Source organism: Bacillus cereus group sp. MYBK79-1 (assembly GCF_051915365.1).
In the GTDB taxonomy this organism is placed as follows: Bacteria; Bacillota; Bacilli; order Bacillales; family Bacillaceae_G; genus Bacillus_A.
In genome coordinates, this window is record NZ_JBQAEO010000026.1 from 24,434 (window position 1) to 48,524 (window position 24,091).

A 24,091-nucleotide genomic window follows, 5' to 3' on the forward strand; every position below is an offset into this window, starting at 1 on the left:
TTTATCTTATATTAAGCATTTATGACTTCTTTTTTTACATCTGGTAGCCCTTTTAATAAATTTTCAGCAATTGTTAACCACTTCGATGTCTCTAAACCATTTGTTTTCATAACGATTTTCAATTGTGACCCTTCCATTCCTAGACCGATCATACGTCCAAAACTATTTCCAAGCATGAATAATTTTCCGCCATCAATATTTTGACTTGCTTGTTCTGAAAACAGAATTGTTACTTCAAATTTATTTTGCTTAATTAATTCAATTTGTTCTTTCATTGCCAATACTTTAATATTTGCAATTTGCAATAAGTAACCAACTTCTTGCGGGTAATCACCAAATCTATCTATCATCTCTTCCTGCAACTCTTCAATATCCTCAATTGCAGAAACACCTCTAAACTGTTTATACATCATAATTTTTTGTTTACTATCTGAAATATAAGCATCTGGTAAATATGCATCTACTTCTAAATCAATTTCAACATTAACTGTATTTTCAACCCCATCTGTTCCTCTACGCTGTTCAATTGCATCTTTTAACATTTGAGAATATAGATCAAATCCGACAGAATCAATAAACCCATGCTGTTCGGCTCCTAACAGGTTACCTGCACCACGAATGGATAAGTCTCTCATCGCAATTTTGAAACCTGATCCAAGCTCTGTGAACTCTTTAATGGCTTGCAGACGCTTCTCTGCAACTTCTGATAACACTTTATCTCGTTTGTATGCAAAGTATGCATATGCAACACGATTAGAACGTCCAACACGCCCACGAAGCTGGTACAGCTGCGATAATCCCATACGATCTGCATCAAATACAATTAACGTATTTACATTCGGAATATCTACACCCGTCTCAATAATTGTTGTACTTACAAGAACATCATGCTGCCCTTCTAAAAACGATAGCATAACAGACTCTAATTCACCTTCGTTCATTTTCCCATGTGCATACGTTACACGCGCGTCTGGAACTAACATCGAAATTTCATCTGCTTTTCTTTCGATATCCTCCACACGATTATATAGGAAGTAAATTTGCCCACCTCTTGCAAGCTCTCGTTCTATCGCTTCTCGCATTAACGCTGGGTTATACTCTACTACATATGTTTGGACCGGGAAACGATTTTCTGGTGGTGTTTCAATAACAGATAAGTCACGCACACCCAGCATAGACATATGAAGTGTACGCGGAATCGGAGTTGCCGTTAATGTTAATACATCAACATTTGCTTTTAATTGTTTAATTTTTTCTTTATGCGTTACACCAAATCTTTGTTCTTCATCAATAATAAGAAGACCTAAATCTTTATAAGTAACATCTTTAGATAAAATACGATGCGTTCCGATTACGATATCTACCGTGCCATCTTTTAAGCCTTTAATTGTTTCATTTTGCTGTTTTCTCGTACGGAATCTACTTAATAACCCTATATTGATTGGATAATCTTGAAAACGCTCTCGAATTGTTTCATAGTGTTGTTGTGCAAGAATTGTTGTCGGCACTAAAATCGCAACCTGTTTTTCATCCATAATTGCTTTAAATGCCGCACGAATAGCTACTTCAGTCTTTCCGTACCCTACGTCACCACAAAGAAGTCTATCCATCGGACGTCCACGTTCCATATCTTTCTTAATCTCTTCAATAGAACGTAATTGATCCTCTGTCTCTTGATATGGGAAAGAAGATTCAAATTCTTGTTGTTCTGCCGTATCTGGTGTATATGCATAACCCTTTGAAGCTTCGCGCTCAGCATATAGTTTAATTAGGTCATCCGCAATGTCTTGTACAGATTTTTCAACTTTCGTTTTGACCTTTTTCCAATCATTTCCGCCCAATTTATAAACTTTTGGATCCTTACCTTCAGATCCTACATATTTCTGCACTTGGTCAATTTGTTCAATTGGAACGTATAATTTATCATTACCTTGATATTTAATATTCAAGTAATCTTTATGAACACCATTAATCTCTAGTGTCTCGATACCTAAGAATTTACCTATACCATGATTTACATGAACTACATAATCTCCAACTTTTAATTCCGAATAACTTTTAATACGTTCAGCATTAGATAACTTTTGCTTACGTTGTGATTTTTTAACTTTCTTATGAAAAAGCTCTTTTTCAGTAATGACAACAAGTTTTTGCATTGGCATTTCAAATCCTGCATGTAAATCACCTACAGCAATTTGTAACCTTCCAGGCAATAGTATATCTGTGCCCTCTACGATATCTGCCTCAATATCATAATCACTTAAAATATGTTGTAGTTTTTTTACACGTTCATCATCTGTGCCGAGCACAACAGTCGTAAAATGCCCTTCGTTCCATCTATCAATTTCAGTTTTCAACAACTGCATCTGCCCATGGAAATCTTGCATTGTTTTACATGTCACATTCACAATGTTTTGCGGATGTGTATGTGCTATATGACGTAAGAATAACGTTAAATATACAAAACTTCTTTTTTTATGATGAAGAAATTCCTCAAACGAGTGTGAGAAAGATAAATCTTGAATAATTGTTCCCTCACCAAGAAGTGATATATACCATTCCGCCTCTTCCGTTTCAAGATGTGATGCGGTTTCTTGAATACGGGAAATCTCATCTAAAACCACAATACCATCTTCTGGTAAATAATCTATCAGACTAGCAGGTTCGTTATAGAAAATAGATAAATATTTAAACATCTGTTCTATACTTTGCCCGTTTTTTAACATCTCAATTTCATGACTTACCGTCTCAAGCACTGTAGTCTTCAATTTATCATCGGAAAGTTTTTGCATCGTCTTAGTTAAGCCTTCCTCAAGATGCTTAATTCCCGACTTCAATTCTTCCTGTGAAAATAAAAACTCTGTTGCTGGACCAAATCTAACACTTTCTTTTTTATCTTGAGAGCGCTGTTCATCCACATCAAATAATCGAATAGAATCAACTTCTGTGTCGAAAAATTCAATACGAAATGGTAACTCTTCAGTTAATGGATAAATATCTAATATTCCCCCGCGCAAACTGAATTCCCCAGGAGCTTCTACCATCGACTTACGCTCATAACCAATATGATGTAAAGTATGCAAGAATGTATCTAAATCAATCTCTTGCCCTAGATTGATTTCGATTTGCCTTTGCTTCCACAATTCTTTCATTGGTAAAAATCTGCGTAGTCCTGCAACTGGTGCTACAATAATCCCATTCTCTCCTGCAGCTAAACGATTCAATACTTCGATACGTTGCGCCTTCAATTCTGGGCTTGCAACACCAATTTCTGATGCTATCAATTCATTTACTGGGTATAGCCACACATCTTTTTCACCAAGTAACGCCACTAAATCTTCATGCACTTTTTGCGCTTGATATAAATTATGCGTCACAATAAGTTGTGATTTTTTTGTTTTTTTATATAAGGCCGCCATTAATAACGAACGAGAAGAGGTTGCCATACCTGATACAAGTTGTTCTTTTAAACCATCTTCTAGTCCATTAATAACCGATTGGATCTCTTCATTTTTATAAAATTGCTCTAATAAACCTATCATTTTCAAAACCCCTCTCAACATAAAGAGCAAGCCACTATATTTTATGCAAATATTTTGGAAAAAGAAAACAGAAAAATGCTTTGGACATGCCAAAGCGACAACATTTTATTGCAGAAATTTTTCATATTCATAATACTCAGGATAAGATGCAAGCGTTTCTTGACACGATTCACAAATCGTTTGTATATATATATTTCCATTCTCATGAAAATGAATCATCTCTACTACTTCTTGCTCTGTTAGTTGAAATAAAACGTCGCTATACACTTTTTCTGCAGTAACGGAGCCTACATTACTCCCGCAATGTCTGCAATAATAATACCCTTCCATACTAGCCTCCTAAAAAATCCAATTACTACTAGTATGGGTAAAAATAAAACAAAATATTCCCAATCATACCCTTAACTATTGAAAGTATTCATAATTTGAAGAAAAGGTTTATTTAACCATTCTTCACATGCATCCGCGGCTTTTTCAATAGAATGATTTACCTCAGGAACTTCTTCTGATGTAAAACGTCCTAATACGTAATCTACTACCTTCATTCCATTTTTCGGACGATCAATTCCCATGCGGATACGTTGAAACTCTTGTGTTCCTAAATGTGAAATTGTTGATTTCACACCATTATGTCCACCAGCACTACCTTTCATACGAAGGCGTAATTTACCTACAGGGATGTCTAAATCATCGTACAGAACAACGAAGTCCTCGACATCAATTTTATAGTAATCCATGAGTGGTCGAATACTTTCCCCAGATAAATTCATATATGTAAGTGGCTTTAATAAGATTACTTTTTCTCCATTAACAAATCCTGCACCAAATACTCCCTTAAATTTTTGTTCATTCAAAGAAATATTCCAACGCTTTGCAAGTTCATCAATCGCCATAAATCCAATATTATGCCTTGTTAATTCATATTCTCTACCCGGGTTCCCAAGTCCTACTATCAATTTCATTCTTGTACCACTACTTTCTTTTTTCGATACGAAAAGACGTAACCAATCTTGGTTACGTCTCATTCTATCCAATTAATTGAATAATACACTTACAGATTCTTCTTCGTATACACGAATGATTGCTTCTCCGATTAGTGGAGCAACTGAAAGTTCATGTACTTTGTCGATTTTCTTGTCTTCCGGTAATACGATAGAGTTCGTTACAACTAACTCTTTAATATTTGAGTTTTGGATACGCTCAATTGCTGGACCAGATAATACTGGGTGTGTACAGCAAGCATATACTTCAGAAGCACCGTTCTCAACAAGAGCGTTTGCTGCTAATGTAATTGTACCAGCTGTATCAATGATGTCATCAATTAAAATTGCTGTTTTACCTTCAATATTACCGATAATGTTCATTACCTCTGATACGTTCGGACGAGGACGACGCTTATCAATAATAGCGATTGGTGCTTTTAGACGGTCTGCCATTTTTCTAGCACGAGTTACCCCACCGTGGTCAGGTGACACGATTACGATATCTTTAAGACCCTTTGTTTCAAAGTAATCTGAAAGAATCGGTACACCCATTAGGTGGTCGATTGGGATATCAAAGAACCCTTGAATTTGTGGAGCATGTAAATCTAGAGTGATTACACGAGTTGCACCTGCTGTTTCAAGCAAGTTTGCTACAAGTTTCGATGTAATTGGTTCACGAGAACGCGCTTTACGGTCTTGACGCGCATAACCATAGTAAGGAATAACAATATTAATTGTTTTTGCAGATGCACGTTTTAATGCATCGATCATAATAAGTAATTCCATGATATGTTCGTTTACTGGGAAGCTTGTAGATTGAATAATGAATACATCGCAACCACGGATACTTTCTTCAATGTTAATTTGAACTTCTCCATCACTAAAACGATCAACAGAACATTTTCCTAGTCCTACTCCAATGTGCTTTGCAATTTGCTCAGCAAGTTCCTTATTAGAGTTTAAAGAGAATACTTTCAAATTAGAATTTAGATATTGAGTCGACATCTAGATTAACCCTCCACATTATGATTTTTTCTTATTCAGCAATTGATCAACATAGTCTTCTTTGTTAACTTGACGTGCACGTGCTACAGATAATGCTTTTGATGGAACATTCTCTGTAATTGTAGAGCCTGCTGCCACATAAGCACCATCTTCAACTGTTACAGGAGCAACAAGGTTTGAATTACATCCAATAAATACCCCGTTACCAATCACAGTTTTGAATTTATTCTTACCGTCATAGTTCACCGTAATTGAACCACAACCAAGATTCACGTCTTCTCCAACTTGTGCATCCCCGATATAACTTAAGTGTGAAGCTTTACTTCTATTACCAAAAACAGTTTTTTTGATTTCCACGAAGTTTCCAACGCGTACTTCATCTCCAATAACTGAATCTGGGCGAATATGTGCAAATGGACCAACCGATACTTCTGTACCAAGTTTACTATCATGTACAGTAGATTGACGAATTGTCGTACGATCTCCAATTTCACTATCGCGAATTACTGTATGCGGTCCAATTTCACAATCAGAACCAATTACAGTATTCCCCTCAATAATTGTTCCTGGATGAAGAACTGTATCACTACCGATAATTGCATCAGCAGAAATATACGTGTTACTTGGATCGATAATTGTAACACCATTTACCATGTTCTTTCGGTTGATACGGTTTTTCATAATAATTTCCGCTTGCGATAGAGCGACTCTGTCGTTAACACCTAACGTTTCATCGAAGTGCTCTGTTTGATAAGCTGATACGATATGACCTTCATTTTTTAAAATCTCAATAACATCTGGCAGGTAATATTCACCTTGTACGTTATCATTTGAAACTTTAGAAAGTGAGGCGAATAAAGCTTTATTATCAAAACAATACGTACCTGTATTGATTTCTTTAATAGCTAATTCTTTCTCATTTGCATCCTTATGCTCAACAATCTTTTCAACGTGACCATTCTCATTACGAACGATACGACCATATCCAGCAGGTTCTTCTATGTAAGCTGTTAGCACCGTTGCCATGGCCCCTGCTTCTTTATGTTGCTGAAGCAATGCTTCCATCGTTTCAGCAGTTATTAGCGGCGTATCACCACAAATAACTAAAGTTGTTCCTTCTTCATTTGCAAGTACACTTGCAGCTTGATCTACAGCATGCGCTGTACCAAGTTGTTCTGCTTGTAATGCAAACTCACTTACGTTTCCTAGCTGTTCTTGTACCATTTCAGCACCATGTCCTACGACTGTGACAAGTTTCTGCAATCCTAATTGAGTTACTTGATCAACAACATGTTGTACCATAGGTTTTCCACATACAGGATGAAGCACTTTGTATAGCTTAGACTTCATACGTGTGCCTTTGCCTGCAGCTAGAATCACTGCAAATCTGTTTGACATATAGACCCTCCATCGCAACCTATTTATCCATTAACGATATTATCCTAAATCATCATATATTTCAAGAAACACATTTTAACTATTAAATTTTACCATAATTCTTATACGATGTTTTACTCTTTAGTATCTTTTTTAAGAAATAAGCTATACTATTTAAAATGATTTTGAAAAAATTAGAAGTTTTACTCTTCATTTTGATGAATTCCGAATTTTCCGTACACAAAATATATAAAAACACAAAAAAAAAACAAACTCCTGTAAATGCTTACAGGAGTTTGTTGCAAAATTATAGGTCTTTCTTTAAAAAGCCCTTTTCATTCGAATTTTACGAAGCACCCGCTTCTTCAAACTCAACCTCTTCTAACTCGCCTAAACGATGATACTCTGTTAAAACCGCATCTTGAATTTTAGAGCGTGTACCAGAATTAATTGGATGTGCAATGTCACGGAACTCTCCATCTGGAGTACGTTTACTTGGCATTGCTACAAATAATCCATTATTACCATCAATTACACGAATATCATGAACAACAAATTCATGGTCTAGAGTAATAGAGGCAATTGCTCTCATGCGGCCTTCTGTGTTTACGCGGCGTAATCTTACGTCAGTCACTTCCATCTTGTGTTCACCACCCTTTTCTAAATAAGCGATATATTTGTATAAATTCCACAAAATTTCTATTTTCCCTTTAATTTTTTAAAAATTTTTAAGATAAAAATTTTTAATGTAATTGAATATAGAGATTAGTGGAGGTTACCGCTTACAAAGAATTACTTAACTAGGGCAATTACTTCGATTTCAACTGAAACATCTTTCGGTAATTTTGCTACTTGTACACAAGAACGAGCTGGCTTATGAGTAGAGAAATAAGAGCCGTATACTTCATTAACAGCATTAAAATCATCCATATCTTTTAAGAATACTGTTGTTTTTACTACTGTATCAAATGAAGCACCCGCTTCTTCTAATACTGCTTGTAAATTTTGAAATACTTGCTCTGTTTGTACTGTCACGTCTCCCGCTACAAGCTCTCCACTTGCAGTTAACGGAATTTGTCCTGAACTGTAAAACATATTATTTACAATAATCCCTTGTGAATAGGGTCCAATTGCTTGTGGCGCATTGCTTGTTTGAACAACTTTCATATTTTTCACCCTTTTATTATTTATTTTTACTCTTTAAAAATAGTGCACGGAAAGCAGTTTGTCCATCTATTTTATAATTTATAAATAGAATAAAAAAAAGATAAAGCGATCTGCTTTACCTTTTTACTCAGTCTCTACAAGCCCTTCATCAAATGGTGCCAGTGAATAATTTCCCTTTTCCACTTGAATCGCTTTTTCTTTCACATCAACTTCTGATAAACGAATTAATGATACAAAATTATTAATTAGTCGTTCTTCAATATCCGTGGATTCTACTAGTACACCAATACCAACAACATTAGCCTTAAACTCTTCTAACATACTCATCATACCTTGAATTGTCCCGCCAGCTTTCATGAAGTCATCAATAATTAAAACATTTGATCCTTCTGGAAGGCTACGCTTTGCTAACGTCATTGTTTGAATTCGCTTAGAAGAACCTGATACATAGTTAATACTAACAGTTGGGCCTTCTGTTACCTTATTATCTTTCCTTGCAATTACTACCGGTACATCTAAGTAATTTGCCACTGCATAAGCAAGTGGAATACCCTTCGTTGCCACCGTCATAACCGCATCAATTGGTTGCCTAGCAAAAACAGAAGCAAACAAACGACCTGCGCCATTAATATGACGAGGATTACTTAAAAGATCTGTCATATATAAGTAACCACCAGGTAAAATACGACCTGGATTTTCAAATAGGCTACAAAGCTCTCCAATAATTAGCTCTGCCTCTTCCGCACTTATATATGGTATATATTTCACTCCTCCTGCTGCTCCTGGTATCGTTTGCAATGTGCCGACCCCTTGTTGTTCAAACGTTTGCTTAATAATAACTAAATCTTCACTAATGGAAGACTTAGCTGATTGATACCTTTCAGCAAAAAAAGTGAGAGAAACTAGCTGACGAGGATTTTGTAACAAGTAATACGTCATATCGACTAATCTTGTACTTCGTCTAATTTTCATACTCTCACCTCAAATCACGAATATTCTAAACAAATCATACCGTATTATACGTCTTTATTCAAGCGTTTCTCGCTCTCCCAATAAACGTACTGCGTATACTTGTTCACAAAATCCTTTTAATCCGTTATATATACGATGCATTCGTGAATCATGATGTACAAGACCAAATACAGTTGGGCCACTTCCGCTCATTAATACGGCATCCGCCCCAAACCGCTTCATCTGTGCCTTAATACGTGCAACTTCAGGATGCATCGCAAACGTTACATCTTCTAAAACGTTACCAACAGTATCACAAATCCCTTTGTAGTCCCCAGCATTTATGACATCAACCATTTTATCTACATTTGGATGTGTAACTCGATTTAACTTTAAATTTCCATACACATCAGCAGTAGATACACCAATATGCGGTTTTGCTAAAATAACCCAACAAGAAGGCGGAGTTTTTATATGCTCAATTTGCTCTCCTCTTCCAGTGGCAATTGCTGTCCCACCATATACGCAAAACGATACATCTGACCCAATTTCTGCGCCAAGCTCTGCTAACTGGTCAATTGTAAGCCCTAAATTCCATAATTTATTAAGGCCACGTAATGTCGCTGCTGCATCACTACTTCCACCTGCTAATCCAGCTGCTACTGGAATCGTTTTTTCAATAGTAATAGATACGCCTTTTTTCACATTAAACTTCTCTTTTAATAATCTCGCTGCTTGATAAGCTAAATTTCTTTGGTCGTCTGGGACATACCGATTATGGGATAAAATTTCAATACGGTCTTCTGCTAATTCCATTAGTTCTAAACGATCCGCTAAATCAATTGTTGTCATAATCATTTTCACTTCATGATATCCGTCTTGTCTTTTTCCCAGTACATCTAACGACAGATTAATCTTTGCTGGTGCTTTCACTAGTAGCTTCAATCTATTCACCCACTCTATGTACTCAATCTTTTATCGTTTATTTTACCATAAATTTATAGTAAGACGATGACACTTCCCTAATTATAACGAAAAGCATTCAGAATGAAACTACTTATGTAAAATGATGGCACCTTTTAGAGTACAAAAAGCCGAGGAATCACTCCTCGGCTACCGTAGCATAGAAAGTATCTTACAACTACTGGTTTTGTTTCATTAATTGCTGTTCTGCAATTTCTATAGCACGTTTCACCATGTTACCAGCATCTTTCGCACGAATTCCGCCCCATCCTTCTTTCTGAACAACATCATAAAAGCCTAGCTCTTTCGCAAGCTCTTCTTTAAATTGATTTGACATGACACCTCTTCGTCTACTCAATGCAGAGTCCCTCCTTATTTTGCTACGGTATAATTAGTATGCAAAATAATATAGCTTTTCATTTGTGGGAATATATGTAACGATACATCAATTATAAAATCACTTCATTATGAGGTTCACCATAAAATGTTAACTCTACTGTCTCTGTTAAAACATCCGCATAGCTATACGATACACGTTGCAACGCATCTTCTTGCTGGTCCAATTGTACAACAAAAACAGAACGGTACGTTTCTGCAAGTACACCTGATTGTTCTACTGTTTTTCTTCTCCCACTATTTGCCTTTAACATCAGTCTCTGTCCAAGATGGTGATCTAATTCGCTTTTAATTTCATCTAAACGTTTTGACATATACTTCGTTACACCTCGCTGTAATTTAGATTGAACACTTAAAACACGATATATCTATCCCAATTATTAACCGCAACTCACAGACAATATCATTATAAAAGCATCCTGCGTTCGAATAGATAGAAGAAATACTATATTGTAAAAGTATCATTACATAGTCTGTTCGTTCTTGTCTCTTTTTATCCAAGCTGATTTAAATCCTTTCCAGACAAAAAAGCAAGATACATATGTACCTTGCTTATTCTTCATAATGTTGAAAGGGTAATCCAGTTCGTAAAATTCCCCTCGTCTCAATCCCGCCAAGTCCCTTTTCGCCGGTAATCGTATTACGTACAACATCCCATACATTTACTCTCTCCATAAATGACGTAAAACTAATTTTACCAACCACATATACAGGATCTAGTGCGTGAATATTAATTCTAGATGGTGAACTAGCAAAATTAGCACCTGCTCGAATTAATGCTTCAAAGTGTGATTGGCATGCCCCAGCAAAAATAACGAGTTGATCCAATGATGGATATTTTTTTCTCACTTCTCGAACAGCCTGTACAAAATGCCTTGAATGCCTATATGCTGCTAAATCTCCCTTTACCCCTTTTGATTTTGTATATGCATCGTGCCCTGTAATAACTAAAATGTCCGGACGAAAATGATCTATTAAATCTACTACCTTTTCATGCATCTCCGTTTCTTTACAATGAATACCTTGTACAGGAACACCAATTTTATTATATAAGTCTAAGCACTTGCGCAAATATAACGGGTCTCCATCTATATGCAATACACGTCCTGGCATTTGAAAATAATTCACCTCACTTGTATATCCACCAGTTGAAGTGTGTTCATGCCTTTGTTTCATTAATACATAATCTTGTTGAAACAAACGATACGTACGCTCCATCGTTTCTTTCTCACGCTTCGCTCTTTTTTTATGTTCTCGTTGATCTATACTAATTAAATCTTCAAGTGGCGCATCCGCCACCAGTCTAATTTCCTCTCCAAATAATATAGCTATCTCACCTTTTATTTCTATAATACGAAAAAGGATATCCCTATTATGAGAATATCGTTCCACTAATTCTCCAACATGTAAAGCCATTCTCCTACCTCCAAACTCGTTAGGCCATCTTACCTGTTTTTAAAGTATGAATGTAGGAAAGGAAAGGTGACAAAAGGGACAGTTCAATTTGAACTGTCCCTTTTCTATTCTTATGACAATTTATGAAGAACTAATGCATTACTTAATGTTGCAAACTCCTCGATAGATAGCGTTTCCCCTCTTCGTTTTGGATCAATTCCTACTTCTGTTAAAATTCGATCCAACAGCTCTTTATCTTTCGGGAAACCATTTAAATTATTTGATAAATTATTCATTAAAGTTTTACGACGTTGTGCAAAACTTGCTCGTACTACTTCAAAGAAGAATGTCTCATCTGTTACTTCTACAACTGGTTTCGGGCGCTTTAGGAGACGAATAATCGCAGAATCAACATTTGGTTGTGGCACAAACACTGTACGCGGTACAGTCATAACTGTTTCTACCTCTGTATAATACTGAATGGCAATGGATAAAGAACCATACTCTTTCGTTCCAGGTTTAGCAGCTAAACGATCTCCAACTTCTTTTTGCATCATAACAACAAATCCACGAACCGGTAATTTCTCTTCCAGCAATTTAAATAAAATTGGCGTTGTAATATAGTATGGTAAGTTCGCTACTACCATTACATCTTGCTCTTCTTCAAATTGCTCGCTAAACACCTCGTGTACATCTGCCTTCAGTACATCTTTATTGATAACTGTAACGTTGCCATATGGAGCTAACGTCTCATCTAAGATCGGTAATAATCTTTGATCAATTTCAAAAGCCACAACTTTTTTAGCACGCTTCGCTAATTGTTCTGTTAATGCACCGATACCTGGTCCAATTTCAATTGCACCACTTTCTGGTCCAATTTCAGCGTGATCAACGATGCGATTTAATACATTCGTATCAATTAAGAAATTTTGTCCTAAACTTTTTTTGAATGAAAATCCATACTTTTCAACAATGTCTTTCGTACGATTTGGCGTTGCGATATCCTTCATTTTCTTTCCTCCTGTATGACTTGCTTATAAGCTTCTGCAAATGCTTCTTTTGAAACTTGAAACATTTGTAATCGTTTATGTAACTGTTTTGCGTTTGTATAACCAATCTTTAATAGCTTACCCATTCTTTCTCTGCGACTCTTTGCCATTTCTCCGCCCACTAAGCCTGCATCGACTAAATCGCTCCAACTAATTTCACTTGTGTAAGCTTCCATTTCTTCATGTATATTCTCTAAAGCACGGCGAATTGATTCATTAGAAGCATGTTCAATTCCGACACCCTTTTTCCTTTTAGCAAGTGCTTCTTCCTTCGGTAAAAAAGCATGTTTACATCCCGGCACCTTATCAGAAATATTTTTTCTAATACGCTCTCCAGGATAATCCGGATCTGTAAAAATAATAACGCCTCTTTTTTGCAGCGCTAATTTAACTTGCTCAATAACATGATCACCGATTGCTGAACCGTTCGTTTCAATTGTATCCGCATCAACAGCACGCTTTATCGCAACTGTATCATCTTTACCTTCTACAACGATAATCTCTTTAATTTTCATGCTTGCCTCCACACTCGTTTCGTCTCTACTTAGTAAAACAAAAAAATGACGACTTTTCCATTATTATTTTCCCCATTCTTACATTTTAAAAAATAGAATGTCCAAAACTTTGTTCTCTCTCCTTATTGTAACACTTCCTCATTCGCCCTTATTTTTTCACAAAAATAAAAAAGAATGGGTTCTCCCACTCCTTTTTATTCAACACCAAATAAAGCTTTTGCATTTTTTGTTGTTATTTCTGCTACTTCCTCATAAGAAATTCCTTTTAAATTCGCAATTTCTTCTGCTACGAGTTTTACATAACTCGGTTCATTTCGTTTCCCTCGAAATGGATGTGGTGTTAAATATGGACAATCCGTCTCAATTAACAATTTCTCTAATGGAATCTCGGTGGCAACTTCTTTCGGTTTCTTAGCATTTTTAAATGTAACTGGTCCGCCTAACGAAATTAAAAAGTTCATATCAACACATCGCTCTGCTACTTCTACGCTGCCGCTAAAGCAATGCATAATGCCTCCCACTTCAGCTGCATTCTCTTCTTCTAGAATATCAACAATATCTTGAGTTGCATCGCGGTTATGTATAATAATCGGCAATTTTACCTTTTTGGCTAATGCAATTTGTTTACGGAATACTTCCTTCTGTATTTCTTTTGGTGACTTATCCCAATGATAATCTAAGCCCATTTCTCCAAGTGCAACGACTTTAGGATGAGAAGCAAGCTCTTCTAACCATGCTAAATGCTCTTCTGTCATGTCAATTGCATCAACTGGATGCCATCCAACCGCAGCGTAAATAAAATCATAAGTTTCAGCTAATTCCATTGCCTTTTTGATCGTTATTTCATCAAAACCAACAACAACTGTATAGGTAACTCCCGCTTCTTTCATTCGGGCAATAACTTCTTGTAAATCTTCTTCAAATTGCTCTGCATTCAAATGTGAATGTGTATCAAACAGCATATTACATAACTCCTTTTATATTGAAATCAAGTTTATTCTAAAAAATAAGCTCTTTACTAACTTAACGATAACAATACTATAATTTTAATGCAAAAATTGAGAGTGTAAAAAGAAAAAAGACGCTTCACACATGTTACACGTGAAACATCTCTTTTCTTGTCTTAATTACTTGATTTTTGTACCGTTTGGTAGATTTTGGTCAATTGATGCTAATGACAATACGCCATTCTCTTCACCCGCTAAAATCATACCTTGTGATAATTCACCGCGTAATTTTACAGGTTTTAAGTTTGTTACACAAATAACCTTTTTACCTTTGAGATCTTCTGGTGAATAGAATTTTGCAATTCCAGAAACAACTTGACGCTTTTCTGTGCCTAAGTCTAGTTGAATTTTTAACAACTTGTCTGCTTTTTTCACAGGTTCAGCAGATAGTACTTCGGCTACGCGTAATTCTACTTTAAAGAAATCATCAATCGTAATTTCTTCTGCCTTCGGCTCTTCTTCTTTTTTCTCTTCTACTTTAGGAGCAGAGCTTTTCATCTGTTCTTTAATGTACTCTACCTCTACTTCCATTTCTAAACGAGGGAAAATCGGGTTTCCTTTTTCTACTTTTGTTCCAGCTGGAATGCAGCCAATTGTAGATAGGCTTTCCCAAGATTTATGTGCTTCATCAGTAAGGCCAAGCTGAGCAAACATCTTGCTTGGTGCTACTGTTAAGAATGGCATAAGCATAATACCTGTTTGACGAAGTACTTCTGCTAAATGGGCCATTACAGAAGCTAACTTTTCACGATCATTCTCATCTTTTGCTAATACCCACGGTTGTGTTTCATCAATATATTTATTCGTACGGCTAACCAATTGCCAAATTGAGCTTAGTGCTACAGAGAATTCCATATTCTCCATTGCTTCTTCTACTTTTTTTAATGTATCTTGAGCAAACGTTACTAACGTTTCATCAAATTCCGTTACATTTGCTTTAAATGCAGGGATTTCTCCGTTAAAGTACTTATCAATCATAGCTACTGTACGATTTAATAAGTTACCTAAGTCATTTGCTAAGTCGAAATTAATACGCTCCACAAATCCTTCTGGTGTGAATACGCCATCTGATCCAAATGGAACTTCACGAAGTAAGTAATAACGTAATGCATCTAATCCGTAACGATCGATTAATGTAACTGGATCTACTACGTTTCCTTTTGACTTACTCATCTTTCCATCTTTCATTAAAATCCAACCGTGAGCAAAGACCTTTTTCGGAAGAGGTAAATCTAATGCCATTAAAATGATTGGCCAATAAATTGTATGGAAACGAACGATTTCTTTTCCAACTAAATGCACGTCTGCCGGCCAGAACTTCTTATACATCTCTTCATTTTCTGTTCCATAACCTAATGCTGTAATATAGTTAGATAACGCGTCAACCCATACGTAAATAACGTGTTTCGGGTTGCCTGGAACACGAACTCCCCAGTCAAATGAAGTACGAGAAACTGCTAAATCTTCTAAGCCTGGTTTAATGAAGTTATTAATCATTTCATTCTTACGAGACTCTGGCTGAATGAAATGTGGATTATCTTCATAGAATTTTAATAGTCTGTCGACATATTTACCCATTCTAAAGAAATAAGATTCTTCACGAACAAGTTCTACAGCATGACCACTATCTGGACTTTTTCCTCCAACTACTTTGTCACCTTCCATAATTGGATCTACTAATTGGTGCTCCGTATAGAATGTCTCATCTTGTACAGAATACCAACCTTCATATTCATCAAGGTAAATATCACCTTGATCTACTAGTTGTTTGAAGATTTTTTCAACAACATCTTTATGACGATCTTCCGTTGTACGAATAAAATCATCATAAGAGATATCCATCTTCTCCCAAAGTTCTTTAATTCCTGCAACGATGTTATCCACATATGCTTGTGGTGTAACGTTTAATTCTTCTGCTTTCTTTTGGATCTTCTGTCCATGCTCATCAGTTCCTGTTAAATAATGAACATTATATCCTTGCATACGCTTATATCGTGCCATCGCATCTCCTGCTACTGTTGTATAAGCATGTCCAATGTGTAATTTTCCACTTGGATAATAAATTGGGGTAGTAATATAAAAGGATTTGTTTTCCTCTGTCATTGTTTTGGACCTCCCGGATAACCTCATATGTATTTATAAATAGTATATCAAAAACTTATATATAAAGTGAAACTTTAATCTGTGAGGGGTTTTGTTCATTCCCGCGGATTATTAGCCTGCACCAGTCGGGCTTTTACGGGCTTTTACGAGCAATCCGGCTCCTACTTAACCTCTTTGCTCCAGCCGAATGTTAAATTTAAAATCTTACCGCTTGTTAATGCGGGATAAAAACGAGTTAATACTTAATACTTTTATCATCTATTACTCATATTTCAAGAAAATATACAGTCCCCACTTAAAATTTATAAATTTTTCTGAAAATAAAGTGAAATAATAGTAGAAATTACTCACATTCTATTATATATAAGAAGTAAGAAATCTATAAATCTTTTTAAAAAATATAGAATTAAAGAATTGACGGAAATGTAAATGATTGGTATCATATGTCCATAGGGTATTTTGTCGAAAAATGACGAATCTAGAAAATAGACTCGAAACTTATAAACTATTTCTTTAGGAGGAAAAGAATTATGAAATCTACTGGTATTGTTCGTAAAGTTGATGAATTAGGTCGTGTAGTAATTCCAATCGAATTACGCCGTACTTTAGGTATTGCAGAAAAGGATGCTCTTGAAATCTACGTTGATGACGAGAAAATCATCTTAAAAAAATATAAGCCAAACATGACTTGCCAAGTAACTGGTGAAGTATCTGATGGCAACCTATCTTTAGCTGAAGGTAAAATTATCTTAAGCAAAGAAGGCGCTGAGCAAATCTTAAACGAACTTCAAGATTATATCGAAACAGCAAAATAAGCTTCTCAATTATGAGAAGCTTATTTTTTATCCACATGATAGATTTGATATACATCGCGTTTCGACAAATCTCGATCTTTCGCGACTGTTTTTATCGCCTCTTTTGAATTCATTCCTTTTTCGTTTATATAATGTTCAATATGATCATATATCGAAATAGATTCCCACCATTGTTCTTCTGGAGCAGGTTCTTCTGTTGAACCAGCTACTAAAATACAAAACTCACCACGAACTTCATTTTGTTTCGTCCACTCAATCGCTTCTTCAACTGTTCCTCGAATAAATTCCTCGAATTTTTTCGTTAACTCTCGACATAATACAATTTCTCTATTTCCCAACACCTCTTGCATCGAGATTAAAGTATCATCCAGGCGGTGAGGTGCTTCATAAAACATCATTGTAGTTTGTACATAACGAAGCTTCTCTAACTCCATTTTTCTTTCTTTTTTATTTCTTTGTAAAAATCCATAGAAATAAAACTGTTTTGTTTCAAGGCCTGATGCAATTAATGCTGTAAGGGCCGCATTTGCCCCAGGAAGCGGAATAACATGATACTGTTCTGCTACAGCCTCTACAACAATATCGTAACCAGGGTCGGAAATACAAGGCATACCAGCATCACTAACAAGTGCTACAGTCTTTCTTTCGTCTAACTTCCCTAATATTTTCTTTCCACTTACTTCCTTATTATGCTCATGGTAACTCATAACAGGGGTTTCAATTTCGAAATAATTACAAAGTTTTTTCGTTTGTCTCGTATCTTCAGCAGCAATTAAATCAGCTTCTTTTAAAATTCGGATTGCACGAAATGTCATATCTTCTAAATTTCCAATAGGAGTTGGTACTAAATATAAAACTCCCTTTTCATTTTGTTGAAAGCTTTTTTGTTGCCACATAATGTTCTCCTTTTTGCATATATTCTTCTTTTTGTTTTCTATTTAACTGCTTAAAATAATACTCTGCTTGCATAGCTGTACGCTTATCTTCATGAAATTCTATGTATTTTAAAACGACAGGAAGTCTAGCACGCGTATACCTAGCCCCTTTTCCACTATTATGGGTCTGAATCCGCTTCTCTATATGATTTGTATATCCAGCATAATAACTTCCGTCAGAGCACTCTACTACATAAAAACAATGCTTATTCTTCTCCATATAAAATTGAACGAATCTCCTTTGTATATTCATTATTTTCTTCATATACAAAAAGAGGTGGCAATATTTTCAAATCTGCGTTTCCGTCCTTAATTCCTTCAATTAACAATGTATTTGCTTCTTTTCCTGCCTTAGGATAAACAAATCGTACACGCTTTGGTTCAATTTTGTATTTACGCATTAATGTAACAATATCTAGTAAACGACCTGGACGATGTACAAATGCTACTTTCCCGCCTTGCTTTACTAACTGACTACATGCAGATACAACATCCTCTAATGTACACATAATTTCATGACGAGCTATCGCTAAATGTTCATTCATATTTTTTTCAGAAGTTGCAGGTGTTTGGAAATAAGGCGGATTACATGTGACAACATCATATTGATGACGTCCAAGTTTCCCCGGCATATCTTTCAGATCCCCATGTATTAAGTGAATTCTTTCTTCCAACTTATTATATTGAACACTTCTTATTCCCATATCATATAAGCGTTCTTGAATTTCCACGCCAGTAATATTCCCTTTCGTTCTGGTACTTAATAGAAGGGGTACAACTGCATTACCTGTACACAAATCAAGTAAATTGCCTTTTTGAATTGGTACCCAGGCAAAATCTGCAAGTAAAACAGCATCTAACGAGAAATTGAATACTGATGGGCTTTGTACAATCTTCATATCTTGCGCTAATAAGTAATCTAAACGTTCATCTTCATATAAATTCATATGTTACTCCTTTTCTTACACTTAACCTACCCTATTTCATCTTCTACTAATAAAAAAACATATTTCATTCTACTCTCATGTATAAAAAATTACCTTTCCAATTATTATTGGAAAGGTAATTTCACTTTTTATTTAAAAATGACAGGCAGAATAAACAATCTCCCTCTTTACGCACACTTCCATAATGCAGATTACAAATATGAAAACCTTCTTGATATAGTCTTGCTAAATTATCGTAGCCTTCGCCAATATCAGTTGTCTTCGGCTTCACTTCTTTACGTTTTTGAGTTTTTTGTTTTTCCTTAATCTGCACTTCTTCGAAGCGGTGTCGCAAATTTTCATTTTCCATTTTTATATGTTGGTTCTCTTCCAACAACTCTGCAAGATGTTGTTTTAATTCTCCCAACTGTTTGTATAAATGTCCAATTTGCTCTTCCATACTAGAAACCGATGCAAAAATATCTTTTTTCTCCACAAGCACCCACCTCATTAATCTGTGGTTTGACTCGAAACGACCCCTTTATTCACTAACTCATCTAACGTATATTCTACTATCCGTTCCTTGTCTACTAGTTCCACTTGAATTAATCTTTCTAAAATATTTAATCCGATAACACGGCCAGTACCATGTGGGGTTTGTATACGTTGATCTAAATCAGGAAGTTGTTCCTTTGCTGCCTCATATTCATCATTCTCATATTTTAAGCAACACATTAAGCGACCACATAAACCAGAGATTTTTGCAGGATTTAATGATAAATTTTGATCCTTTGCCATCTTAATGGATACAGGTTCAAAATCTCCTAAAAAAGTAGAACAACAAAGCATACGACCACAGGGACCAATACCACCAAGCATCTTCGCTTCATCACGAACACCAATTTGTCTTAGTTCAATTCTTGTCCTAAAAATTGCCGCTAAGTCCTTCACTAGTTCACGGAAATCAATCCGACCATCCGCAGTAAAGTAGAAGATAATTTTATTGCGATCGAACGTATACTCTACATCTACAAGTTTCATATCAAGATTATGCTCTACTACCTTTTGCTGACAAACTTGATATGCTTCTTTCGCAGCATGTTTGTTCTCTTCAACAATGGTACGATCATTTTCATTTGCAATACGAATAACCTTTTTTAGCGGTAATACAACGTCGTTTTCATCGACTTGCTTTTTGGTAATAACTACTTTTCCATACTCAATACCTCTTACTGTTTCTACAATTACAAACTCATTTTCAGAGATATCGAACTGATTCGGATCAAAGTAATACACCTTTCCGGCCTTCTTAAAGCGAACACCTACTACATCATACAAAACGGTCATCCCTCCTGCAACCGCAACACTAACTGTTCGAACACAAGCTGCGCATTTACATTAGCGTTGATTCTATTTTTTGCCTCTAATATATTAAAGAGAGCTGATACAATGCGCTTCTGAGCATAGGAGAAAGATTCAAACATCCCTTTCTGCTCATGAAAAACAAGACGATCTTCTTCTCCAAGTTGAACATATAATAAATCCTTATAAATAAGGAGCAACATATCTAAACCTTGCTGTAATTGTTCTTTCTCTCCAAAGTGTTTTACCCATTTTTCTTGTACAAAAAAAAGAGAGGCTTTATCCTTTTCGAGCGCTTCACATAATTTTATCACTAAAGCTCGTGCTTGTGCAAACCATTCATCACTACATAAAGCTAAAGCTTCATCAAAACTATTCGTGAGTTGCGCAGCAAGTGTTGATAAAGATGCCGTAATACCTTCATCCTGTAATCTTCTAATTAAAGATTCCGTAGGTAGAGGTCTAAATGTAACAACTTGACAGCGAGATAAAATCGTATTTAAAATTTGATGACTTTGTTCAGTAAGTAAAATAGCTGTTGTATCACTACTTGGTTCTTCTAAGAATTTCAAGAGTGTATTCGCTGCATTTGCTGTCATACGATCTGCGTGCTCAATAATATATACTTTTTTATTTGCTTCTAATCCTGTTTTTGAAAACTCTTCTTGTAAATCATGAATTTGCTGCTTCTTAATAGATAATCCGTCTGGTTTTACAATATGTAAGTTAGGGTGGTTACCTGAATCAATTCGCTTACAATTTGTACATACATAACAAGGCTCTACCCCATTCCGCCCAGAACAGAGGAAACTCTTTGCCATTTGAATTGCCGTTGCAAACTTTCCAGTCCCTTTCCCTCCCTCTAACAAGTAAGCGTGGGATATACGCTCTTTTGCAATGCTATTCATCAACATTTTTACACCGATGGGTTGTATAGCAGAAAGCTGCTCCCACGTCTTCGTCATAATGCATACCTCACTTATTTCATTCTTTCCTTCTATTATAACAATTTATCTTCTATAATCTGAACAACTTCTTCTATAAGTTTTTCCATTGGCTGATCGGCATTTACTAATACAATACGATCTGAGAAACGTTCTACAACTTGTAAATATCCTTCACGCACACGTTTATGGAAAGAGATATCTTCCATATCTAATCGATTCACTTCACGTCCTGCATCTTTTTCAATGCGAGCTAAACCAATCTCTGGTTCAATGTCTAAGTAAATCGTTAAACTAGGCATACAGTCCTCTGTTGCGAAACGATTTATTTCAAATACTTTATCCATACCTAATCCTCTTGCATATCCTTGATACGCTAAAGAGCTATCTATAAAACGATCACATAATACAAGGTAGTCCTCGTTAAGTGCCGGCATAACCTTTTCCACCAAATGTTGCCTACGTGCCGCAGCATACAGAAGCGCCTCTGTACGTGCTTCCATCATCGTATATTCTTGCTTATGTAAAATCGTTCTAATATCCTCAGAAATTGCAATACCACCTGGTTCTCTCGTCGCCATTACCTTCTGTTCTTTTTGTTCAAAGTATGGCAATAAACTTTGAATTAACGTTGTCTTACCAGAACCTTCTGGACCTTCAATTGTTACAAATAATCCCTTCATCCTAAAACCCACTTTCTATATCATACACTTTCATATATTTCGTACTGCCTTGAAAACGAGCGCCTGCTTTCTCTAAATACATAATTTGCTCTTTATGTTCTGAAGTAATTCTTTCCCCATACATAATCAATGGAATTCCAGGTGGATACGGAATCACCATTTCTGCCGCTATCATCCCAACTGCTTCTTCTACAGATACTACTTTTGTTTCATATTCTTCCAGTTGTTTATATGTATACGGCAGAGGAGAAATTTCCCCTTTATAAGTATAACGAATAGATTCCTTCTTGTCTTTTACCTCATAATATTGCAATGCCTCTCGGATCATCTCTATAGCCTTCATATACTCCTTATTTACTTGCAAGGGCAAAATAAATAGGACATTATATGGATCCGCCATTTCTGTATATATACCGACCTTTTCAAATACAGACTGTAATTCGTATCCTGATAACTGACAACGTGTCTGTACAGTAACCTTTAACTCGTCTTGTAATGGATATTGTAAAATAGCTATTTGTGGAATAGAACACAATTCGTCTTTAAATCCCCGTAAAAACTCGACAATTTCATCATGTCCCTTTTCTTTTATACGTGCTATTGTAAAGCGTGCAATATCAAGAGAAGTCATAATTGGATACGATGGACTACTAGATTGTAGCATACTTAAATAGGTAGAAACTTTTTCTTCTTTCACTAAGCGACTATTTATATGTAAATAGGATCCCATCGTCATCGCGGGTAATGTTTTATGTGCAGAATGAACTACAATATCTGCACCATATGCTAATGTTGACTTTGGAAATGCCCCCTCTAAACAAAAATGAGCACCATGTGCCTCATCTACTAAAACGGGGATTTTATGTGCATGTGCATAAGCGATGCTTGCCTCTAGATTCATCCCCATACCATAATAATTAGGATGCGTTAAAATGAGTGCTTTAGCATTTGGATATTTTTCAATTGCTTCCTTAATAATTTCATCATGAATTCCTACCGGTACATTATAAGCTTCATCAATCCATGGATCTAAAAAAATCGGATTTGCTCCCGCTAATTTTAAACCATTAATAATTGATTTATGACAATTTCTTTGTACAAGAACAATATCATGTTCCCCGCAACAAGACAAAATCATTGCTAAGTTCCCTACTGTTGAACCATTAATTAAAAAATAACTTTTTTTCACTCCATATACATCAGCTAATAATTGTTGTGCCTCATCTATACATTCAAACGGACTATGTAAATCATCTAACCCTGACAACTCAGTTACATCGATAGATAGTATATCTTTAAACTCCTCTACTGCCTCCTGAGGGAAGTTTAAACCATTTTTATGACCTGGAACATGAAAGGACAACGGCCCTCTTTCTTTAAACTTTATTAATGCCTCATATAAAGGTATGCGATTTTGATTCATCTATATCTCTTCCTTATTATTTCATTCTTTCTCTATTATACAGAACAAAAAAAATAATAGGCATATGCCTATTTAAAAATATGATACTTCTAATTTCCGAAGCTGTTTTAAATAATATATATACTTCGGATCATCTGTCTCCGTATTCACCATATCTTTTTCACATTCATAACATATTAAATTATTATAAACATATATCCCTTCTTTTCTTTCTGTCTCACAAACAATACAAACTTCATTTTGTGATTTCATAACCTTCCCTCCCTATTTAAATGGACATATTTTATACTTCTATTCCTTAACAATTTACAGAAAAATATACATCCACCTCTTATATAATATGATTAATCCTTGGGCAACGTGTTTGTATTACCATGACTTCTTTTTACGTACCTGTTTGAAAACACGAAAAAGCACGAGTCAAATGACTCGTGCTTAGTTGCTTGGCGACGTCCTACTCTCACAGGGACAAGGTCCCAACTACCATCGGCGCTAGAGAGCTTAACTTCCGTGTTCGGTATGGGAACGGGTGTGACCTCTCTGCCATCAT

The 24,091-nt window shown here is 35.7% G+C and carries 26 protein-coding genes and 1 rRNA gene; 1 reads left to right on the top strand and 26 read right to left on the bottom strand.

Annotation, left to right across the window (positions count from 1 at the left end):
- Window positions 1–11: 11 nt before the first annotated feature.
- The 16 genes from mfd to metG form a co-directional block, all read right to left on the bottom strand.
- Window positions 12–3,542: a transcription-repair coupling factor gene (gene mfd / locus ACTFOB_RS25040; protein WP_426833794.1), complete on the bottom strand. Its 3,531-nt coding sequence runs from the start codon at window positions 3,540–3,542 to the stop codon at window positions 12–14.
- Between the two features lie 105 nt (window positions 3,543–3,647).
- A complete protein-coding gene (locus ACTFOB_RS25045) occupies window positions 3,648–3,872 on the bottom strand; it encodes an anti-sigma-F factor Fin (RefSeq protein ID WP_000399442.1) in 225 nt (74 codons plus the stop codon).
- Window positions 3,873–3,943: 71 nt separating this feature from the next.
- Window positions 3,944–4,504: an aminoacyl-tRNA hydrolase gene (gene pth, locus ACTFOB_RS25050; RefSeq protein WP_440029769.1), complete on the bottom strand. Its 561-nt coding sequence runs from the start codon at window positions 4,502–4,504 to the stop codon at window positions 3,944–3,946.
- A gap of 72 nt (window positions 4,505–4,576) precedes the next feature.
- Window positions 4,577–5,530 (bottom strand): ribose-phosphate diphosphokinase, encoded by a 954-nt coding sequence (locus tag ACTFOB_RS25055; RefSeq protein ID WP_002174555.1) that lies wholly within the window; start codon window positions 5,528–5,530, stop codon window positions 4,577–4,579.
- Window positions 5,531–5,548: 18 nt separating this feature from the next.
- Window positions 5,549–6,928 (bottom strand): bifunctional UDP-N-acetylglucosamine diphosphorylase/glucosamine-1-phosphate N-acetyltransferase GlmU, encoded by a 1,380-nt coding sequence (gene glmU, locus ACTFOB_RS25060; protein ID WP_000071045.1) that lies wholly within the window; start codon window positions 6,926–6,928, stop codon window positions 5,549–5,551.
- A gap of 325 nt (window positions 6,929–7,253) precedes the next feature.
- The gene (gene spoVG / locus ACTFOB_RS25065; protein ID WP_000454041.1) at window positions 7,254–7,547 is read right to left on the bottom strand and encodes a septation regulator SpoVG; all 294 of its coding nucleotides are present in this window, start codon (window positions 7,545–7,547) and stop codon (window positions 7,254–7,256) included.
- 152 nt (window positions 7,548–7,699) lie between these two features.
- Window positions 7,700–8,074 carry a RidA family protein gene (locus tag ACTFOB_RS25070; protein ID WP_097905083.1) on the bottom strand — a complete coding sequence of 125 codons (375 nt, stop codon included), beginning with the start codon at window positions 8,072–8,074 and terminating at the stop codon, window positions 7,700–7,702.
- A gap of 123 nt (window positions 8,075–8,197) precedes the next feature.
- Window positions 8,198–9,046: a pur operon repressor gene (gene purR, locus ACTFOB_RS25075; protein ID WP_440029756.1), complete on the bottom strand. Its 849-nt coding sequence runs from the start codon at window positions 9,044–9,046 to the stop codon at window positions 8,198–8,200.
- 54 nt (window positions 9,047–9,100) lie between these two features.
- Window positions 9,101–9,970: a 4-(cytidine 5'-diphospho)-2-C-methyl-D-erythritol kinase gene (gene ispE / locus ACTFOB_RS25080; protein WP_000772099.1), complete on the bottom strand. Its 870-nt coding sequence runs from the start codon at window positions 9,968–9,970 to the stop codon at window positions 9,101–9,103.
- A gap of 196 nt (window positions 9,971–10,166) precedes the next feature.
- Entirely contained in the window at window positions 10,167–10,346 is a 180-nt protein-coding gene (gene sspF / locus ACTFOB_RS25085; protein ID WP_001985066.1) for an acid-soluble spore protein SspF, read from the bottom strand.
- A gap of 91 nt (window positions 10,347–10,437) precedes the next feature.
- Complete coding sequence (gene veg, locus ACTFOB_RS25090; RefSeq protein WP_000044349.1) at window positions 10,438–10,698, bottom strand: biofilm formation stimulator Veg; 261 nt, start codon at window positions 10,696–10,698, stop codon at window positions 10,438–10,440.
- Between the two features lie 238 nt (window positions 10,699–10,936).
- The gene (gene yabG / locus ACTFOB_RS25095; protein ID WP_001173738.1) at window positions 10,937–11,800 is read right to left on the bottom strand and encodes a sporulation peptidase YabG; all 864 of its coding nucleotides are present in this window, start codon (window positions 11,798–11,800) and stop codon (window positions 10,937–10,939) included.
- Window positions 11,801–11,910: 110 nt separating this feature from the next.
- Entirely contained in the window at window positions 11,911–12,789 is an 879-nt protein-coding gene (gene rsmA, locus ACTFOB_RS25100; RefSeq protein ID WP_440029757.1) for a 16S rRNA (adenine(1518)-N(6)/adenine(1519)-N(6))-dimethyltransferase RsmA, read from the bottom strand.
- Window positions 12,786–13,343 (bottom strand): ribonuclease M5, encoded by a 558-nt coding sequence (gene rnmV, locus ACTFOB_RS25105; protein ID WP_440029759.1) that lies wholly within the window; start codon window positions 13,341–13,343, stop codon window positions 12,786–12,788. Before rnmV ends, rsmA begins: the two co-directional genes overlap by 4 nt.
- A gap of 194 nt (window positions 13,344–13,537) precedes the next feature.
- Window positions 13,538–14,305 carry a TatD family hydrolase gene (locus ACTFOB_RS25110; protein ID WP_000895824.1) on the bottom strand — a complete coding sequence of 256 codons (768 nt, stop codon included), beginning with the start codon at window positions 14,303–14,305 and terminating at the stop codon, window positions 13,538–13,540.
- A gap of 165 nt (window positions 14,306–14,470) precedes the next feature.
- The gene (gene metG / locus ACTFOB_RS25115; RefSeq protein ID WP_440029761.1) at window positions 14,471–16,453 is read right to left on the bottom strand and encodes a methionine--tRNA ligase; all 1,983 of its coding nucleotides are present in this window, start codon (window positions 16,451–16,453) and stop codon (window positions 14,471–14,473) included.
- 530 nt (window positions 16,454–16,983) lie between these two features.
- On the opposite strand from metG, the gene ACTFOB_RS25120 reads away from it, so the two are divergent.
- Window positions 16,984–17,268: an AbrB/MazE/SpoVT family DNA-binding domain-containing protein gene (locus ACTFOB_RS25120; protein ID WP_000843036.1), complete on the top strand. Its 285-nt coding sequence runs from the start codon at window positions 16,984–16,986 to the stop codon at window positions 17,266–17,268.
- A 20-nt stretch (window positions 17,269–17,288) separates the two neighbouring features.
- Here ACTFOB_RS25120 and rsmI read toward each other — a convergent pair whose 3' ends face one another.
- The 10 genes from rsmI to rrf form a co-directional block, all read right to left on the bottom strand.
- Window positions 17,289–18,164 carry a 16S rRNA (cytidine(1402)-2'-O)-methyltransferase gene (gene rsmI / locus ACTFOB_RS25125; protein ID WP_440029763.1) on the bottom strand — a complete coding sequence of 292 codons (876 nt, stop codon included), beginning with the start codon at window positions 18,162–18,164 and terminating at the stop codon, window positions 17,289–17,291.
- Complete coding sequence (locus ACTFOB_RS25130) at window positions 18,133–18,423, bottom strand: GIY-YIG nuclease family protein (protein ID WP_098655258.1); 291 nt, start codon at window positions 18,421–18,423, stop codon at window positions 18,133–18,135. Before ACTFOB_RS25130 ends, rsmI begins: the two co-directional genes overlap by 32 nt.
- Complete coding sequence (locus tag ACTFOB_RS25135; RefSeq protein WP_440029765.1) at window positions 18,410–19,150, bottom strand: tRNA1(Val) (adenine(37)-N6)-methyltransferase; 741 nt, start codon at window positions 19,148–19,150, stop codon at window positions 18,410–18,412. Before ACTFOB_RS25135 ends, ACTFOB_RS25130 begins: the two co-directional genes overlap by 14 nt.
- A gap of 121 nt (window positions 19,151–19,271) precedes the next feature.
- Entirely contained in the window at window positions 19,272–19,625 is a 354-nt protein-coding gene (gene yabA, locus ACTFOB_RS25140) for a DNA replication initiation control protein YabA (protein WP_000412057.1), read from the bottom strand.
- A 14-nt stretch (window positions 19,626–19,639) separates the two neighbouring features.
- On the bottom strand, window positions 19,640–20,467 hold the full coding sequence (locus tag ACTFOB_RS25145; protein ID WP_000272429.1) for a PSP1 domain-containing protein: 828 nt from the start codon (window positions 20,465–20,467) through the stop codon (window positions 19,640–19,642).
- 5 nt (window positions 20,468–20,472) lie between these two features.
- Entirely contained in the window at window positions 20,473–21,456 is a 984-nt protein-coding gene (gene holB, locus ACTFOB_RS25150; RefSeq protein ID WP_440029766.1) for a DNA polymerase III subunit delta', read from the bottom strand.
- A gap of 35 nt (window positions 21,457–21,491) precedes the next feature.
- Window positions 21,492–22,118, bottom strand: coding sequence for a dTMP kinase (tmk, locus tag ACTFOB_RS25155; protein ID WP_061678924.1), 627 nt, complete (start codon window positions 22,116–22,118; stop codon window positions 21,492–21,494).
- Between the two features lies 1 nt (window position 22,119).
- Window positions 22,120–23,541 carry an aminotransferase class I/II-fold pyridoxal phosphate-dependent enzyme gene (locus tag ACTFOB_RS25160; RefSeq protein WP_440029768.1) on the bottom strand — a complete coding sequence of 474 codons (1,422 nt, stop codon included), beginning with the start codon at window positions 23,539–23,541 and terminating at the stop codon, window positions 22,120–22,122.
- 72 nt (window positions 23,542–23,613) lie between these two features.
- Window positions 23,614–23,793, bottom strand: coding sequence for a sigma factor G inhibitor Gin (locus ACTFOB_RS25165; RefSeq protein ID WP_000842027.1), 180 nt, complete (start codon window positions 23,791–23,793; stop codon window positions 23,614–23,616).
- Between the two features lie 189 nt (window positions 23,794–23,982).
- Window positions 23,983–24,091, bottom strand: a 5S ribosomal RNA gene (gene rrf / locus ACTFOB_RS25170); the annotation flags it as partial.